This is a genomic window from Streptomyces sp. NPDC005799, assembly GCF_040630525.1.
In the GTDB taxonomy this organism is placed as follows: Bacteria; Actinomycetota; Actinomycetes; order Streptomycetales; family Streptomycetaceae; genus Streptomyces; species Streptomyces griseorubiginosus_B.
The window spans coordinates 82,614-98,864 of the sequence record NZ_JBEXXQ010000021.1; the positions used below are offsets into that span (position 1 = coordinate 82,614).

At 71.4% G+C, this 16,251-nt stretch carries 11 protein-coding genes; 6 read left to right on the forward strand and 5 right to left on the reverse strand.

The window, feature by feature from the left end; all coding sequences use genetic code 11:
* The first annotated feature begins 70 nt into the window (after positions 1 to 70).
* Positions 71 to 1,513 (forward strand): serine hydrolase domain-containing protein, encoded by a 1,443-nt coding sequence (locus tag ABZ453_RS21785; RefSeq protein ID WP_359016704.1) that lies wholly within the window; start codon positions 71 to 73, stop codon positions 1,511 to 1,513.
* Here ABZ453_RS21785 and ABZ453_RS21790 read toward each other — a convergent pair.
* The 4 genes from ABZ453_RS21790 to ABZ453_RS21805 all read right to left on the reverse strand — a co-directional run bounded on the left by ABZ453_RS21790 (position 1,505) and on the right by ABZ453_RS21805 (position 6,704).
* Positions 1,505 to 3,127: a serine/threonine-protein kinase gene (locus tag ABZ453_RS21790; RefSeq protein WP_359016706.1), complete on the reverse strand. Its 1,623-nt coding sequence runs from the start codon at positions 3,125 to 3,127 to the stop codon at positions 1,505 to 1,507. The two genes, ABZ453_RS21785 and ABZ453_RS21790, sit on opposite strands and share 9 nt — an antisense overlap.
* A gap of 198 nt (positions 3,128 to 3,325) precedes the next feature.
* Positions 3,326 to 4,003: an AIM24 family protein gene (locus ABZ453_RS21795; protein ID WP_359016708.1), complete on the reverse strand. Its 678-nt coding sequence runs from the start codon at positions 4,001 to 4,003 to the stop codon at positions 3,326 to 3,328.
* Between the two features lie 64 nt (positions 4,004 to 4,067).
* Positions 4,068 to 5,411: a CAP domain-containing protein gene (locus ABZ453_RS21800; RefSeq protein WP_359016710.1), complete on the reverse strand. Its 1,344-nt coding sequence runs from the start codon at positions 5,409 to 5,411 to the stop codon at positions 4,068 to 4,070.
* 90 nt (positions 5,412 to 5,501) lie between these two features.
* Positions 5,502 to 6,704 carry a serine hydrolase domain-containing protein gene (locus ABZ453_RS21805; RefSeq protein ID WP_359016713.1) on the reverse strand — a complete coding sequence of 401 codons (1,203 nt, stop codon included), beginning with the start codon at positions 6,702 to 6,704 and terminating at the stop codon, positions 5,502 to 5,504.
* Positions 6,705 to 6,950: 246 nt separating this feature from the next.
* Between ABZ453_RS21805 and ABZ453_RS21810 the strand changes: the two genes are divergently transcribed.
* Positions 6,951 to 8,762 (forward strand): M4 family metallopeptidase, encoded by a 1,812-nt coding sequence (locus ABZ453_RS21810; protein WP_359016715.1) that lies wholly within the window; start codon positions 6,951 to 6,953, stop codon positions 8,760 to 8,762.
* Between the two features lie 18 nt (positions 8,763 to 8,780).
* On the opposite strand, the gene ABZ453_RS21815 is transcribed toward ABZ453_RS21810, so the two are convergent.
* Complete coding sequence (locus tag ABZ453_RS21815) at positions 8,781 to 9,515, reverse strand: hypothetical protein (RefSeq protein ID WP_359016717.1); 735 nt, start codon at positions 9,513 to 9,515, stop codon at positions 8,781 to 8,783.
* 95 nt (positions 9,516 to 9,610) lie between these two features.
* On the opposite strand from ABZ453_RS21815, the gene ABZ453_RS21820 reads away from it, so the two are divergent.
* The 4 genes from ABZ453_RS21820 to ABZ453_RS21835 are packed head-to-tail and all read left to right on the forward strand — an operon-like array spanning position 9,611 to position 16,240.
* Positions 9,611 to 10,798 carry an ROK family transcriptional regulator gene (locus ABZ453_RS21820; protein WP_359016719.1) on the forward strand — a complete coding sequence of 396 codons (1,188 nt, stop codon included), beginning with the start codon at positions 9,611 to 9,613 and terminating at the stop codon, positions 10,796 to 10,798.
* A gap of 26 nt (positions 10,799 to 10,824) precedes the next feature.
* Positions 10,825 to 12,621 carry a CBM35 domain-containing protein gene (locus ABZ453_RS21825; protein ID WP_359016721.1) on the forward strand — a complete coding sequence of 599 codons (1,797 nt, stop codon included), beginning with the start codon at positions 10,825 to 10,827 and terminating at the stop codon, positions 12,619 to 12,621.
* 20 nt (positions 12,622 to 12,641) lie between these two features.
* Positions 12,642 to 15,005 carry a glycoside hydrolase N-terminal domain-containing protein gene (locus tag ABZ453_RS21830; protein ID WP_359016723.1) on the forward strand — a complete coding sequence of 788 codons (2,364 nt, stop codon included), beginning with the start codon at positions 12,642 to 12,644 and terminating at the stop codon, positions 15,003 to 15,005.
* Positions 15,002 to 16,240 (forward strand): SGNH/GDSL hydrolase family protein, encoded by a 1,239-nt coding sequence (locus tag ABZ453_RS21835; RefSeq protein ID WP_359016725.1) that lies wholly within the window; start codon positions 15,002 to 15,004, stop codon positions 16,238 to 16,240. Before ABZ453_RS21830 ends, ABZ453_RS21835 begins: the two co-directional genes overlap by 4 nt.
* The last annotated feature ends 11 nt before the right edge of the window (positions 16,241 to 16,251 follow it).

A 16,251-nucleotide genomic window follows, 5' to 3' on the forward strand; every position in this document is an offset into this window, starting at 1 on the left:
CCGAGTCCCCTGCACCGGCGACGGAAAACGGCCTCTCGATCCGGCGCGGCCCACCAGGCAGGATGCCCTCATGAACCCCAGCCCGCTGCCGTCCAGTACCCCCGCCGCCCAGGGCGTCGACGCCACCGGTGTCCACGCCTTCCTCGACGCCCTCGAAGCCGATCCCGAGATCGAGCCGCACAGCCTGATGATCCTGCGGCACGGCCGCCTGGTGTCCGCCGGCTGGTGGGCGCCGTACACGCCGGGGCGTCCGCACCTGCTGTACTCCCTCAGCAAGAGCTTCACCGCGACGGCCGCCGGGATCGCCGCCGGCGAGGGCCTGCTGAACTTCGACGAACCGGTGATCTCCTACTTCCCGGAGTTCGAGGCCGACATCACCGACCCGCGCAGCCGGGCGATGCTGGTGCGGCACGTGGCGTCCATGGCCAGCGGGCACGAGGGCGAGACCTACGAGCGGGCGTTCGCCCTCGACCCGGGCGAAGTGGTGCGGGGCTTCCTGCTGGTCCCGCCCGAGCGCGACCCCGGGACCGTGTTCGCCTACAACCAGCCCGCGACGTACACCCTCGCCGCGATCGTGCAGCGCGTCACTGGGCAGCCGCTGACCGAGTATCTCCGTCCGCGGCTGCTGGACCCGCTCGGCATCGGCGAGGTGGCCTGGCTGCGCGACCGCAATGGCCGGGAACTGGGCTTCAGCGGGCTGCACGCCACCACCGACGCCATCGCCCGGCTCGGCCTGCTGTATCTGCGGGACGGGGTGTGGGAGGGCGAGCGGCTGCTGCCCGAGGGCTGGGTGGCCGAGGCCACGCGCCCGCACGTCGACAACGGTGACGGTACGGCCGAGGGAGCGCTGTCGGACTGGCAGCAGGGCTACGGCTTCCAGTTCTGGATCGCGCGGCACGGATATCGCGGCGACGGCGCCTACGGGCAGTTCTGCCTCGTGCTGCCCGAGCACGACGCCGTGATAGCGACGACCGCGGCGACCGAGCGGATGCAGCAGGTCCTCGATCTCGTCTGGGAGCACCTGCTGCCGGCCTTCGGACCGGAGCCGCTGTCCGGCAGGGAGCACGAGGACACGGCCCTGCGGGAGCGCCTGGCCCGGCTCTCTCTGCCTCCGGTCACCGGGAAGCCGGCACCGCCCGAGCGTGCGGGGGAATGGTCCGGTGCCGCGTTCACCCCGCTCGGCGGTGTCTGCGCCGAGCAGCCGAAGCTGGGCTCGGTCACGGTGACGGCCGCCGACGGCGGCTGGGAGCTGCGGCTCACCGAGGACGGCCACCCCCTCGACCTGCGCCTGGGGACCGGCTGGACGGTCACCGACGGGCCGCTGCCCACCGCGGTCAGCGGCGGCTGGACCGACGCCGGCATCCTCACCGTGGACATCGTGTTCCTGGAGACACCGCACCGCCTGACCGTGACGTGCACTCTTTCGGACCGCACGTTCACGGCCCACTGGCACACCTCCCCGCTGCACCACCCGCCCCTGCGCGCGCTGCGGGCGCCGCGGCCGTCAGCCTGACGACGGACTGAACGTCCGCAGGAGGGTCGCCAGTGCCTGCTGATTGGCGGAGGTGTCCCACTCGGCGTTCGGAGTCGTCCACCGCAGCGAGAACCCGCGGCCGCCGCCCAGCAGGAAGCCGCGCCCGAAGGTGCGCACCCGGGTGCCGTCGACGGTGGAGCGCCACTCCATGTCGGCGGCCTTGTGGCCCTGGTAGGTCGTCGCCTTGATCTCGCCGATCCGCTGGTAGCCGACCTCCTTCTGCAGCTCCGGCTCGACGTCGTCGCGCCATACGGCGACCGGGTCGGGGCCCAGGACGGTGCTGTAGGTGATCGCCAGGGTGCGCGGATCTCCGCTCGCGCCGAAGGTCACGCGGTACGAGAGGTCGCCCACGCGGTGGGTGTCCACCCGCTTCCAGCCCTTGGGGAGGTCGACGGAGAAGCCCTCGGGTGCGGAGTAGCGGACGAACGCCGGCGGCAGGGCCGAGGCCGACGGCGATCCCGAGGGAGACGGCGAGATCACCGACGGGGAGGTGGAGGGGGTCGCGGAAGGAGAGGGAGCGGTCGTGCCGTCGGTGCGGCTCTCAGGCGCGGAGACGGAGGGGGAGGGCCGGGGCGCGCCTTCGGGCGAGGCCGTGCCGAGGCCCGGCAGCCGGTGGGTGGCGGCCAGCGCGGCGACTGCCACGGTGACCACGGCCAGGGCGGTGCCGGCCGCCATGGCGCGCCTGCCCCACGGCGGGGCCGCGTGCCAGGCGGCGGTGTAGTTGCCGCGCAGCCGGGGCCTGGGCGCGCTCTGCGCGAGCGTGCCGGGATCCTCGGTCAGGACCCGCTGGAGGGCCTCGCGGACCACCGGACGGGTCAGCCGTTCCCGGGAGTTCTTGCGCAGCAGGCCCAGCACGGTCTGGGTGAGCGGGCCCGCGTGCACCGGCGTGCGCAGCGGCAGGCGGTCCACGCCCTTCAGCGTGGCCTCGGGCCGGTCCCGGTCCCGGAACGGCGGGCGGCCCTCGACCATGGTGTAAAGGATCGCGCCGAGCGCCCAGAGGTCCGCCGCGGGCCCGATCCGCTCGTCGCGGGCCTGTTCGGGGGAGGCGTACGACGGCGCCGTCAGCCGGGGTGCCAGGGTGGCGCCGGCCAGGCCGAAGCCCGTGACCACGACCGAACCCCGGTCCCGCACGAACACCTGTCCGGGGCTGAGCTCGCCGTGGGTGATGCCCTGGCCGTGCGCCGCCTCCAGCACGTCCAGCAGCTCCAGACCGATGCGGGCCGCCCGCACATAGTTGAACGTGCCTTCCTGGGCGAGGAGTTCGCCGAGCGGCGTGCCGTCGATCCAGTCGGTCACGATCCATAGGGTGCCGTTCTCCTCCACGGCGTCCACGACGGTCGCCACCGCGCCGGGGCACAGCAGTCCCATCGTCTCGGACATACGCATGATGCGGGCGGTGGTGCGCAGCGCGGAATCGTTGTCAGGGTCCGCCGGGAAGTCGATCTGGGTGAGCAGATAAGGACGCTGGGCAGCGCCGTCGGCGGCCTTGCCGTACCAGCAGACCCGGTTCGCCTCGCGGTGGACGACGTCGACGAGCCGATACCTTCCGGCAACCAACTCGTGTGTGAAGACATGCGCCTTGACCATGGTCATCCCTCGTTGAACCCCTGGCTCTCACCTTTCACAAGAGGTACGAGAAGTGCGCCGGTGCGTGTTCAATGCATCCTCAACTCACCGGCGCACGCCCCTATTTGTTCATGCGCTGTTGGGGGAATTCCGGAAGTGCCCTACGTCCGACCCCAATTCAGGCCGCCACATGTTCCCGCCGGTAACTCCCCCTCGGCGTGGAACTCAGTGCTGCTGGGCCTTCTGCGGCGTCGCCTCGCTCGGCCGTACGACCACACAGCCGTCGCCCTGCAGCATCAGCTGGACCGCCTCGCCCGAGCCGCCGCGCAGCATCGAGCCGATGGACTGCGAACGGTGCAAGGAGGTCTGCAGACCGGCCGTCCAGCCGACCACCGCGTCCGTGTCGACGTACACCGGGTACTGCGGGGAGACCGGGATGACCAGCGGGTTGCCCTCGCACACCAGGCCCAGCCTGCCCTGCCCGGTGAAGACGCTGTTGAACAGGCCGCCGCCGGCTATGCCCGCGCCCTTGACGGTCGCGATCCGGTACGACAGGGAGGCGTCGAAGCACAGGACGTTGCGGCCGTTGACGGTGAACTCGTCGCCGGGGTCGACGTCGACGATGAAACAGTTCTGCGCCTCGTGCGCGAACCACGCCTCGCCCTGCCCGCGCACCGACATCAGGGGCAGCCCCTCACCGGTGACCGCGCGCTTGAGCATGCCGCCCACGCCCTGGCCCTTGCGCTCGAACTGGAGGCTGCCGCGATAGGCGATCATCGCGCCCTGACGGGCGAGCATCTCGCCGTTGACCGCGTACTTGATGCACTTGGCGTTCTCGACCGACATACCCGCCTGGGTCGCCGGCTGGACCATGTGCTCGCTGGAAAAGAGGGAACCCTTCATGCGGGCATCCTGTCCCGGAGCGATTCATTCCGCCAAGATCACGACCGTCACGGGTTTTCGGTGGTCAGGCGCCGAAGAGCTGTGTCCAGTACGTCCCCTTGGGGCCGCCACCGGCGAACCCGACGCCGATGTGGGTGAAATCGGGCTTGAGGATGTTGGCGCGGTGGCCCGGGCTGTGCATCCAGCCGTCCACGACCTCGGCCGGGGAACGCTGACCGCAGGCTATGTTCTCGCCGATCGTGCGGCGGGTGGAGCCCGCGGCGGCCGCCCGGTCCCACGGCTGACGTCCTTCCGGGGAGGTGTGGGAGTAGAAGGCACGGGCCATCATGTCGGCGCTGTGCGCCTGCGCCGCGGACGTCAGGACGGGATCGACGGCCAGGGGAGGCAGGCCGGCCCCGGCGCGCTCGCGGTTGGTGCGTTCGACGACCTGCGTGGCCGTGCGTGTCAGGTCGCCGGGTGTGAAGGGCCTCGCCCACACGGCGGTCCAGAAGGTGTCGCCGGAGCGGGCGTGTTCGACGCTCGCGTGGGTGAAGGCCGGGTCGAGCAGGGTGCGCCGGGACTGTTCGTCGCCCAGCACGTAGTCGATGAACTCGGAGGCGGTGCGCGGGCCGGAGACCAGGTGCTCGCCGACCGTGATGTACGGGTATCCGGCAGCCGTCACCCGCTGGTACAGCGAGACGCCGTCCGGCCCCTCGACTCCGAGCCGCCCCGCGGCGGCCAGGGCGCCGACGTGGGCGTGCGCGGCGGTGGCGAGACGGGCATCAGGGGAGACGGGCGGGCAACCGGCCGCGGCGCGGGCGGAGTTGACGAGGCTGAGCCAGCCGCCGGGGTCGGGGGAGGAGCGGGGTGACGGGAAGGGCGCTGACGGCGTGGCGCGCGCGGGAGAGGGCGGCGGTACGGAGGCGACGGGCGGCACCGCGGTCGTCCCGTCGTCGGTCACGTCGACCCCGAAGTCCCGTGCGATCCCGGCGAGTCCGTCCGCGTACCCCTGCCCCAGGGCGCGCAGCTTCCAGCCGCCGGCCCGCCGGTAGAGCTCCGCGAGCAGCAGCACCGTCTCCTGGCGTGGCGGGGGCGGGGTGAAGCGGGCCAGGGGGTGGGCGCCGGGTCCGTCCAGGTGGAGGGTGGGTGCCGGGAGCCGGCCCAGGGGGGTGCCGGGGTCGGCAGGGCTGACCACCACCGTGACGCGGGTGGCCCCGGCGCGCAGCCTCGCCGGGTCGACGGTGAGCGTGTCGCCGTCGAGGCGGGCGCCGGGAGCGGAGGGCTGGTTGTAGAACACGAAGTCGGCGTCGCCGCGGACCCTGCCGCCGTCGTCCGTGATGAGCGCGGAGACGTCGAAGGGGCCGGGGACCCGGACGGTCACGGCGCCGCCCGGGAGGGGCATGTTGCCCCCGGGGACCAACTCGCTCATGTCACCGCCCCGGTGTCGTCGCCCTCGGCCCCGAAGGAGGGGCTCATCGGGGCAACGCCCATCGGAACGGGAGGGTTCCCCGCCGGGCGGTCACTGCCCGGCGAGCCCCCAGGCGGCGTCCCCCTGGCGTTCCAGGACCGCCGCACCCCGCCGCACCTTCGCCGGCTTGCCGCAGAACGCCGACTCCAGCGTGCCCAGCATCGTGTTGTGCACGGCGCCGTTGTTGGAGGTGTTGACCAGGGCCGTGAGAGTGCGCCGGCCGTCCTTGGTGGCGAAGGCGTAGGTGTAGTAGCCCTGGACGGCGCCCGTGTGGCCGTACACCGAGACGCCACAGGACAGGTCGCGGCGGCGCAGGCCGAGGCCGTACGCCTGGGTGCTGTTGACCGGGAGCATGTGCTCCATCTGACGCAGCTGGGCGGCCGAGGTGAGACGGCCGCGGAGCAGGGCCGACAGGAACGTGTCGAGGTCGCGGGTGCTGGAGATGAGCGCGCCCGCGCTCTGCGCCCAGGAGACGGTCTGCTCGGTCGCGTCCACCAGGGGCGCGCCCGCCGTGTCCGGGGTGAGATAGCCGTTCGTGTGTCTGCCGGGGATGGTCGTGCCGGGGTGCACGTAGAACGTGTCGCGCAGGTTCAGCGGCTTGATGATGCGGTTCTCGTACTCGGTGCGCACGGAGTGACCGGTCAGTTTCTCGATGAGCATCCCGGCGACGACGAAGTTGGTGTTTGAGTACGCGTACGCGGTCCCCGGAGCGTTGGTGCGGGTGTGCCGCAGTGAGCGGTCCACGAGCTGGCGGTAGGTGAAGACCCTGGTGCGCACGGCCTCGAAGCCGGAGACCGACTTCGCGAACATGTCGTTGGTGTAGTCGTACAGGCCGCTGCGGTGGCCCAGCACCTGCCGTACCGTGATGCGGCGGTCGGGCAGCAGGCCCGGCAGATAGCGGTCGACCGGGGCGTCCAGCTCCAGTTTCTTCTCGTCGGCCAGTTGGAGCAGCACGACCGCCGAGAAGACCTTGGTGACGCTGCCGATACGGAACCGGTCCGCGTTGCTGATGGCCCGTCCGCTCCGTCGGTCGGCGACGCCGACGGCGAGTTGCCGGACCGTGCCGTCGTCGTCGATCCGCGCGATCGCGCCGGGCGCGCCCTGTCTCAGCGCGGTGCGCAGGGCGGTGTCGACACCCGTGACGTCGGGGCGCGCGGGGGCGGCGGCGTGCGCGGGCGCCGGGAGCAGACAGAGCGCGACCGCGCCCAGGGCCGTGGCCCTGGATGCGAGATGAGTCACATTCACGTGGGGCAACCTTCTTCCGTCCCGTCACATCTCCACTACTGGCACACAGTTGGTGACTCCTCGATCACCGAGTGGTGGGGATTGGCAAAGTATTGCCCTGCTTTGCGTGGAATCCCATGATTTGGGCTTTACATGGACATGACTCGTCCATCAGGGTTCGAACTGGGGCCCGACCAGCCCCCATGGCGGACAACCAGGCCATGCGTCAGGGCGGTTGGCGAAAGCGGCCGTCCTGGAAGGAAGGAACCCTTATCAGTGCGTAGACCGCACATACGCAGCGTGGCGGTCGCCGTCGCCGTCACGACGGCCGCCACGGGCCTTGCCGGCACCGCCTTCGCGGGCCCGGACACGGGGACAGCCCATGCTGCGGCCGCCACGACCTCGGCCGCGTCCGTGGTGTCGGCGGCCCGCGCCGCCGCCTTCGCCCACGCCGGCGCGACCGGCGTCTCCCAGGGCGAGGAACTGCACGCCCAGGACGTCATGATCGACCCCGAGGGTGCGCGGCACGTCCGGTTCGCCCGGACCCACCGGGGCATGACGGTCCTCGGTGGCGACCTCGTCGTCCACCTGAACCGGCAGCTGTCGTACACCGGGGTCACCCGGGCCGCCGACCACACCGTCAGGCCCGCCGCGGCGAGTGCCGCCAAGCTCTCGGCCGACGAGGCCGAGCGGAAGGCCGCGTCCGTGGCCAAGGGCGACGCCGGCACCGCCCGCCTCGTCGTGGACGCCCGTGACGGCGCGTCCGCCCTCGCCTACCAGGTCACGGTCACCGACAGCGGCACCACCGAGGCTGCCGGGGCCCGGACCGTCGTCGTCGACGCCGTCACCGGCAAGGTGCGCAGCAACACGCCGAACAACGACGAGTTCCTCTCGCCCGAGCTGCTCGACACCCTGCGCGAGCGCGGCGAGATCGCCGACCCCGCCACCGGCATCGGCGCGCGGAGCGCCTCAGTCGCAACCGCGGCGGCCTCGTCGTCCGCGGCAGCCGCAGCCGTGCACTACCCGCGCACGGCCAAGGGCACCGGCAAGTCCCTCTTCGTCGGCCCGGTCCCGCTGACCACCACGCAGACGGCCATCAGGACGTTCGTGCTGAAGGACCCGACCCGGTACGGCACCGAGACCCGGGACGCCAAGGGCAGCTACACGGAGAGCTTCGCCCGCGGCAAGCAGATCGCCACCAGCAACGACGTCTTCGGCAACGGCGCCACGTCCAGCCGCAACAGCGCCGCCGCGGACGCCCAGTACGGCATCACCAAGACGCTGGACTTCTACCTGAAGACCTTCGCCCGCAGGGGCATCGCCAACAACAGCAAGCCCGCAAAGGGCATGGTCCACTGGGGCAGCAAGGTGGCCAACGCCTTCTGGGACTCAGGCTGCGGCTGCATGCTGTACGGCGACGGTGACGGCGACATGTTCAAGAAGCCGCTGGTCGTGCTGGACGTCACGGGGCACGAGCTGACCCACGGCGTGGTGGACGCCACCGCCAAGCTGGAGCCCACCCGGGTCGACGCGGACGGCAACCAGTACGGCGAGCCCGGCTCGCTGAACGAGTCCCTGGCGGACATCTTCGGCTCGAACGTCGAGTTCTTCACCAACAACCCGAAGGACACGCCGGACTACCTCATCGGCGAGAAGCTGGGCCTCGCGCAGAAGTTCCTGCGCCGCCTCGACCACCCCTCCCTCGACCGGCTCGAGGGCACGGTGGACTACTGGCAGCCCGAGGTGTACGACGCGGAGGTGCACGCCGGCTCCGGCGTCTCCTCGCACGCGTACTACCTGCTCGCCGAGGGCAGTGGCCAGAAGACGATCGGCGGCGTCAGGTACGACTCGCCGACCTACGACGGCTCGACCGTCAAGGGTATCGGCCGCGCCAAGGCCACGGCGATCTTCTACCGTGCGCTGACCCGCTACATGGTCTCCACCACCGACTTCCACGACGCGCGCGTCGCGACGCTGAAGGCGGCCAAGGACCTCTACGGGGCGACCGGCGTCGAGTACCGGACGGTGGACCAGGCCTGGGCCGCCGTCAACGTCAGCGAGGCCAACACGCCGGCCGACCAGCACTGACGCCGACGTCGGAGGTGCTCAGACCCACTGCCTCTCCACTTCCTGCGACACCGTGAACCCGGCGTCGCAGGAGGGGCAGTGGGCTCTGCCGAAGACGTACGTCAGCGCGTGCGCGACCTCGTGCTGTCCTGCCGCCACGGCCTCGCGGTGCAGGCGCGCGCCGATGCCGTCGAGGCGGTCCGGGGCGATGGGTGTCAGCTCCGCCCGCCCTTCCGTGTCCTCCGCGCCCGGCCCCGTCACGTAGTCGCCGGCCACGGAGAAGTAGCCGTAGGAACCGAAGGCGACGAACAGGCCGTCCTCGCACTCCGGGCACTGAAGCTCGTACTCCTCGTTGACCACGCCCTCCAGCGCCTCCGCCCACACACCGGCGTCCTCGAAGGCCAGGACGGCCATCTGCAGGTACACGAAGTCACCGGTCCCCGGGGTGGCGAGCAACGCGCGTGCCACCCCCAGCAGTTCGGCGATCTGGGGGGCGTACCGCTCCCGGCGCTCGGGGTCCGGGTCCGTCGTGATCAGGCCGGCCATGAGCACCGCCTGTATCGGTTCGCCCGGGGCCCGCCCGAGAGCGATGTCCGCCAGGACCGGCATGGCCGCCCAACTCGCCTCGTACACCGACCCCTGATGGCACAGCGCGGACCACAGATCCGTCCACACTCTGTCGTCCTCCGGGCCGCCGAGCTGCGCGAACAGTCCGGGGATGTCCTCGGCGCCGCCGTAGGCGTGGGTCAGCTCGCCCCAATTGATCGTCGTCATGCGGCGATTGTGCCCGCCGGGTCTGACAACGGGGCCACAGACGAATCCTGCTTCTTTTATTGACGGTGGAAAAGAAGCCCTCTAGGTTCCCGGTCATGCGCCCGACCCCCCGTGTCGAGACGTTCCCGGCGAACACGCCGGCCGCCTCGCAGATCTTCACCACGGTCCTGTCCCACGGACCGCTCACCCGGCTGGAGGTGGCCCGGCGGGCAGGGCTGTCGCCGGCCGCCGTCACCAAGGCGGTCAAACCCCTGATCGAGGCCGGGTACCTGGTGGAGGACGCGGCGGACGAGGACCGGCCGACGCTCGGCCGGCCCGCCAACCCGGTGCGGGTCGACGGCGGACGGGCCTTGTTCCTCGGCGTCAAGGTGACCGGCGACGAGATCATCGCCGTCCTCACCGACCTGTGCTGCCGTGTCCGCGCCGACCGCCGTCTGCCGCTGGCCGACCGCGACACCAGGTCCGTGCTCACCGGCATCGCGCGTCTCGTCGACGAACTGCTGCTGTCCGCCGACGAGTTGGGCTCAACCGTGCAGGGCCTCGGGATCGCCGTCTCCGGCGATGTGGACCGCGCCGAGGGCGTCGTACGCTACTCGCCGTTCCTGGAGTGGCGGGACGTCCCGCTCGCTGAACTCGCCGCCATGACCTGCGGGTTGCCGGTCACGGTCGACAACGACGTACGGGCCCTGACCGTGGCCGAGCAGTGGTTCGGCGAGGGCGTGGGCCTGTCCGACTTCGCCGTGGTGACCGTCGGTGCCGGAATCGGCTGCGGTCTGGTGGTGCACGGACGGGTCGTCTCCGGCGCGCACGGCGTGGCCGGCGAGATCGGTCATGTCACCGTCGACCCGGCCGGACCGGCCTGCCACTGCGGCAACCGCGGCTGCGTGGAGGCGATCGCGGGGGAGGCCGCGATCGTCCGCCAGGTCCGCGCCGCCACCGGCCGTCAGGTCGCCGACGCCACCGAGGCCGTCGCGCTCGCCCACCGCGAAGTGCCGGGCGTGCGGGAGGTGTACGCGCGGGCCGGTGAGGCCATCGGCCGGGGCATCGCCACCGTCGCCAACCTTCTCGGCCCCGAACGCGTGATCATCTCCGGCGAGGGCCTCGCCGCCCACGACCTCTTCGCCGAGCAGATCCGCGCCGCCTTCACCGCCGCCGCCTTCGGCTCCGCCGCCCGGTGCGACGTACTGACCCGTCCGCTGCCCTTCGAGGAATGGGCCCGCGGAGCCGCCGCCACCGCCATTCAGTCCTTCATCTCCTTAGACCCCCCGCAGCCGAGCCGCTGATCCGATTCCCCCTGGAGGCACGACCCATGAGGTCTTCCTCGTACTCCGCCCTGCCCGCACGCACCCTCAGAGCCGCGGTGGTCCTGGCCCTCGCCGCGGGCGCCGTCACCGTCGCCCCGGCGGCCCACGCCGGAACCACCCCTCCCACCCTCGCCGCCAAGCCCTACCTGGGCTGGTCGAGTTGGAGCATGCAGTCCTCCAAGTACCCCGGCCTCAACCCCGACGGCGACTACAGCTACCTCACCGAGGCCAACGTCACCCAGCAGACCGACGCCCTGGCCGCCAAGCTGAAGAAGTACGGCTACGACTACGTCAACATCGACGCCGGCTGGTGGCGCGACACCACCTGGAAGCCGGAGTACGACCAGTACGGACGCCAGAAGGCCGACCCGGGGCGCTTCCCCAGCGGCATGAAGGCCGTCGCCGACCGCATCCACGCCAAGGGCCTCAAGGCCGGCATCTACCTCCCCGCCGGCCTGGAGAAGGAGGCGTACGGCGACGGGAAGACGCCGATATGGAACGCCGACGGCTGCACCACCGCCGACATCGTCTACGGCGACCTGCGCACCACCAACGGCTGGGACAGCTCCTACAAGCTCGACTTCTCCCGCCCCTGCACCCAGAAGTACATCGACTCCCAGGCCCGGTTGATCGCAGGCTGGGGCTATGACTTCCTCAAGCTCGACGGCGTCGGACCCGGCTCCGGCAAGAGCGGTGACCAGTACGACAACGTTGCCGACGTGGCCGCCTGGAACAAGGCCATCACCGCCACCGGCCGCCCGATCCACCTGGAACTCTCCTGGTCCCTGGACATCGGACACGCCGCCGACTGGAAGAAGTACTCCAACGGCTGGCGCATCGACACCGACGTCGAGTGCTACTGCAACACCCTCGTCAGCTGGGAGAACTCCGTCGACGACCGCTGGGACGACACCCCCGGCTGGACGAAGTACGCAGGCCCCGGCGGCTGGAACGACCTCGACTCCCTCGACGTCGGCAACGGCGCGATGGACGGCCTGACCAAGGCCGAACGGCAGAGCTACGCCACCCTGTGGGCCATCGCCAAGTCACCGCTCTTCACCGGCGACGACCTCACCCGCCTCGACTCCTACGGTCTGTCCCTGCTGACCAACAAGGAAGTCATCGCCCTCAACCAGGGCGCCACCCCGCCGGCCCGGCCGATCACCCCGTCCGACCCGCAGCAGGTGTGGGCCGCGAAGAACCCCGACGGCAGCTACACCGTCGCCCTGTTCAACCTCGCCGACAGCCCCGCCGCCGCCTCCGCCTCCTGGGCCTCCCTCGGCTTCACCGGCACGGCGTCCGTCCGTGACCTGTGGAACCACGAGAATCTCGGCAGCCTCAAGGACAAGGTCACCGAGGCCCTGCCCGCCCACGGCTCCCGCCTGTTCACCGTCACCCCGCACGGCAGCGCACTCGCCTTCACCGGCTACGAGGCCGAGTCCTCCGCCAACACCCTCGCCGGCAACGCCTCCGTCGCCGACTGCTCGGCCTGCTCCGGCGGCAGGAAGGTCGGCAACCTCTACCTCGGCGGCAAGCTGACCATCAACGACGTCGTCGTCCCCAAGGCCGGCACCTACCAGGTGAAGATCGCCTACGTCAGCGGCGACGCCCGCTCCGCCGCCGTCTCCGTCAACGGCGGCGGCCCGACGAACCACAAGTTCCCCTCCACCGGCGACTGGGGGACCGTCGAGACGGTCAGCGTGCCGCTGACCCTCAAGGCCGGCTCCAACACGATCACCTTCGACAGCGGCACCGGCTACGCGCCGGACATCGACCGGATCGACATCCCGAAGTCTTCCTGACCCAGCCTCCAGGAGCCGCAGTGAACACCGATCCCGCCCGCCTGCTTCCCAGACGCGACCTGCTGGCCGCCACCGCCGCCGGAGCCGCCCTGGCGGCCCTGCCCGCCTTCACCGCCTCGGCCGCACCCGAACGGCCCGCCAACGCACCCGAGATCACGACAAGTTCGCACGACGAGCTGTGGTGGCAGGCCCCCGCCGACGACAACTCCATGATCGAACAGGGCCTCCCGGTCGGTAACGGCCGCCTCGGCGCCCTCGCGGGCAACGACCCCGGCCACGAGGTCCTGCTCGTCACCGACGCCACGATGTGGACCGGCGGCCTCAACGACACCCTCGACGCCGCCGGCCAGTTCCCCTACGACCGCGACCACTTCGGCTCCCTCACCCTGCTCGCCCGGCTCACCGTCGACATCCCCGAGCACGACCTCGGCGCCGTCTCCGGCTACCGCCGCACCCTCGACCTCGCCCGGGGCGTGGTGACCACGTCGTACGTCCGCTCGGGAGTCACGTATCAGCGGCAGCTCTTCGCCAGCCGACCCGACGACGTGATCGTGCTGCACTTCACCCAGAGCGGGGGAGGCCGCTACACCGGCACCGTCACGCTGGAGGGCACGCACGGCGAGGGCGCCGGAGTCTCCTTCGGTGCCGCGTTCGCCAACGGCCTCGAGTACGGGGCCGCCGTGACCGCGCACGGCACCGGCGGCCGCGTCACCGTCAGCGGCTCGCACATCTCCTTCGCCGGCTGCAAGGACCTCACCGTGGTGGTGAGCGGCGGCACCAACTACGCGCCGGACGCGGCCCAGGGCTACCGCGATCCGTCCCTCGAGCCCCGGCGCCTCGCCCGCACCAAGGTCGCCGACGCCGCCGCGCACTCCGCCGACACCCTGCTGCGCACCCATGTCACCGACCACCACGCGCTGTTCGGACAGTTCGGTCTCTCGCTGGGGACCTCAACCGCCCAGCAGCGTTCCCTCGACACCTGGGAGCGGCTGCAGGCCCGGGCGCGCGACGGCGCACCCGATCCCGAACTCGAGGCCGCCTACGTCCAGTTCGGCCGCTATCTGATGATCTCCGGGTCGCGCGGCAGCCTGCCGCTGGGGCTCCAGGGGCTGTGGCTGGACGGCAACGACCCGGACTGGATGGGCGACTACCACACCGACATCAACCTCCAGATGAACTACTGGATGGCCGACCGGGCGGGCCTGTCCGCCTGCTTCGACGCCCTCACCGACTACTGCGTCGCCCAGGTGCCGTCCTGGACCGACCTGACCCGCCGGCTGTTCGACGACCCCCGCAACCGCTACCGCAACTCCAGCGGCAAGAACGCCGGATGGACCCTCGCCATCTCCACCAACCCCTACGGCGGAGGAGGTTGGTGGTGGCATCCGGCGGGCAACGCCTGGCTGTGCAACTCCCTGTGGGAGCACTACGAGTTCACCCGCTCGCGCGCCCATCTGGAGAAGATCTACCCGCTGCTCAAGGGCGCCTGCGAGTTCTGGGAGGCCCGGCTGCTCACCACGACCCTGCCGGGCAGTTCCAAGGAGGTGCTGATCGCCGACAGCGACTGGTCGCCGGAACAGGGACCGCTCGACGCCAAGGGCATCACCTACGCCCAGGAGCTGGTGTGGGCGCTGTTCGGCAACTACTGCGTGGCCTCGGCCGAGCTGAAGCGGGACGGCGGCTACGCGGAAACCATCTTCGGCCTCCGCAAAAAGCTGTACCTTCCCCAGGTGAGCCCGAAGACCGGCTGGCTCGAGGAATGGATGTCCCCCGACAACCTCGGCGAGACCACCCACCGTCATCTCTCGCCGCTGGTGGGCCTGTTCCCCGGCGACCGCATCCGCCCCGACGGCTCCACCCCGTCCGACGTAGTGGCCGGCGCCACCGCCCTGCTCACCGCACGCGGCATGAACAGCTTCGGCTGGGCGAATGCCTGGCGGAGCCTGTGCTGGGCCCGCCTGAAGAACGCCGACAACGCCTACCAGCTGATCGTCACCAACCTGCGCCCGTCGGCGGACGGCGGCAACGGCACCGCGCCCAACCTCTTCGACATCTACGAGACCAGGCCGGGCCGGGGCATCTTCCAGATCGACGCCAACTTCGGTACCCCGGCGGCCGTGACCGAGATGCTGCTGTACTCCCGGCCGGGCCATCTGGAACTCCTCCCGGCCCTCCCGGACGCCTGGGCCGCCTCCGGATCGCTCACCGGAGCCCCGGCGCGCGGCGGCTTCGTCGTCGACCTACGCTGGCAGGACGGGAGGCCGACCGAGGCACGCATCCGCAGTGTGGGCGGCCGTACGACGACGGTCGCGTTCGGCGGCTCGTCGCGGACCGTGACCGTAGCGCCCGGAGGGTCCGTGACGATCAAGGACTTCGCGCGGTGAGCGCCCGGCACCGACGGGCCGTCCGGCTCGCCGCCCTCCTGCTGCTGGCCGGCGCCTTCCAGGCGTCACCGGTCGAGGCATCCGGCCGGCAGCCCGAGTTCGCGGTGGTGGGGGCGCCCGCCGACGGGCGGGACGTGGTCACCTGGGGCGCGAGCGCCGACCGGATCGGCGACGCCGTGCCCGACCGCGGCTACCGGCTGATCGTGCATACCGGCGTCGGCGGCACCGATCTGCGCGTCCGGCTCTCCAACGCCTTCGGGGACCGCCCCGTCACCTTCGACAGCCTCTACGCCGGCCTCCAGCAGACCGGCGCCGCACTGGTCCACGGCAGCAACCGGCGCCTGACCTTCGGCGGCGCCCGGTCGATCAGCATCCCCGCCGGCGCCGTCGCCCTCAGCGACCCGCTGCCCGGCTCGCTGCCGGCCGCCACCAACCTGGTCGTCAGCATCCACTCGCCGGACGCGGCGGGCCCGGCGACCGGCCACGGAATGGCCATGCAGACCTCGTACCTCGCCCGGGGCGACCACACCGCCGAGGAGGGGGCGGCCGACTGGACCCAGACGACCGGCTCCTGGGCCTATCTGGACTCCGTGTCCGTACGACCGCACCCGGGCACCGCGGCCGTCGTCGCGCTCGGCGACTCCATCACCGACGGCTGGCAGTCCACCAGCGACCTCAACCGCCGCTGGCCCGACTACCTCGCCCGCCGGCTCCAGAAGGCGCGCAGCCAGATCCAAGGCGTCGCCAACGAGGGGATCTCCGGCAATCAGGTCCTCGCCGACGGCGCCGGCCAGAGCGCCGTGAACCGTCTGCAGCGCGACGTCCTCTCCCAGCCGGGCGTGCGCACCGTCTTCCTCTTCGAGGGCGTCAACGACATCAAGAGCCACAGCGGTGTCACCGCCCAGAACCTCATCGCCGGCTACCGCGAGATCGCCCGCCGCGTCCACGCGGCCGGCAAGTGCGTCGTCGGCGCCACCGTCGCCCCCTTCAAGGGCTGGTCGGAGTGGGACCCGGCGGGCGAGGCCGTACGCCAGGAGGTCAACGCCTACATCCGCACCAGCGGCGACTTCGACGCGTACACCGACTTCGACCACATCCTGCGCAGCCCCTACGACACCGAACGGATCCTGCCCTTCTTCGACGGCGGCGACCATCTGCACCCCAACGACAAGGGAATGCAGGCGATGGCCGACGCCGTCGACCTCACCAGGCTCGACTGCACCGGACGCGGGTGATCGGGCGGCCC

Bases quoted from the DNA above. Each gene is read 5' to 3' on its own strand.
- ABZ453_RS21785 (WP_359016704.1), top strand. From the start codon at position 71: ATGAACCCCAGCCCGCTGCCGTCCAGTACCCCCGCCGCCCAGGGCGTC.
- ABZ453_RS21790 (WP_359016706.1), bottom strand. From the start codon at position 3,127: ATGACCATGGTCAAGGCGCATGTCTTCACACACGAGTTGGTTGCCGGA.
- ABZ453_RS21795 (WP_359016708.1), bottom strand. From the start codon at position 4,003: ATGAAGGGTTCCCTCTTTTCCAGCGAGCACATGGTCCAGCCGGCGACC.
- ABZ453_RS21800 (WP_359016710.1), bottom strand. From the start codon at position 5,411: ATGAGCGAGTTGGTCCCCGGGGGCAACATGCCCCTCCCGGGCGGCGCC.
- ABZ453_RS21815 (WP_359016717.1), bottom strand. From the start codon at position 9,515: ATGACGACGATCAATTGGGGCGAGCTGACCCACGCCTACGGCGGCGCC.
- ABZ453_RS21820 (WP_359016719.1), top strand. From the start codon at position 9,611: ATGCGCCCGACCCCCCGTGTCGAGACGTTCCCGGCGAACACGCCGGCC.
- ABZ453_RS21825 (WP_359016721.1), top strand. From the start codon at position 10,825: ATGAGGTCTTCCTCGTACTCCGCCCTGCCCGCACGCACCCTCAGAGCC.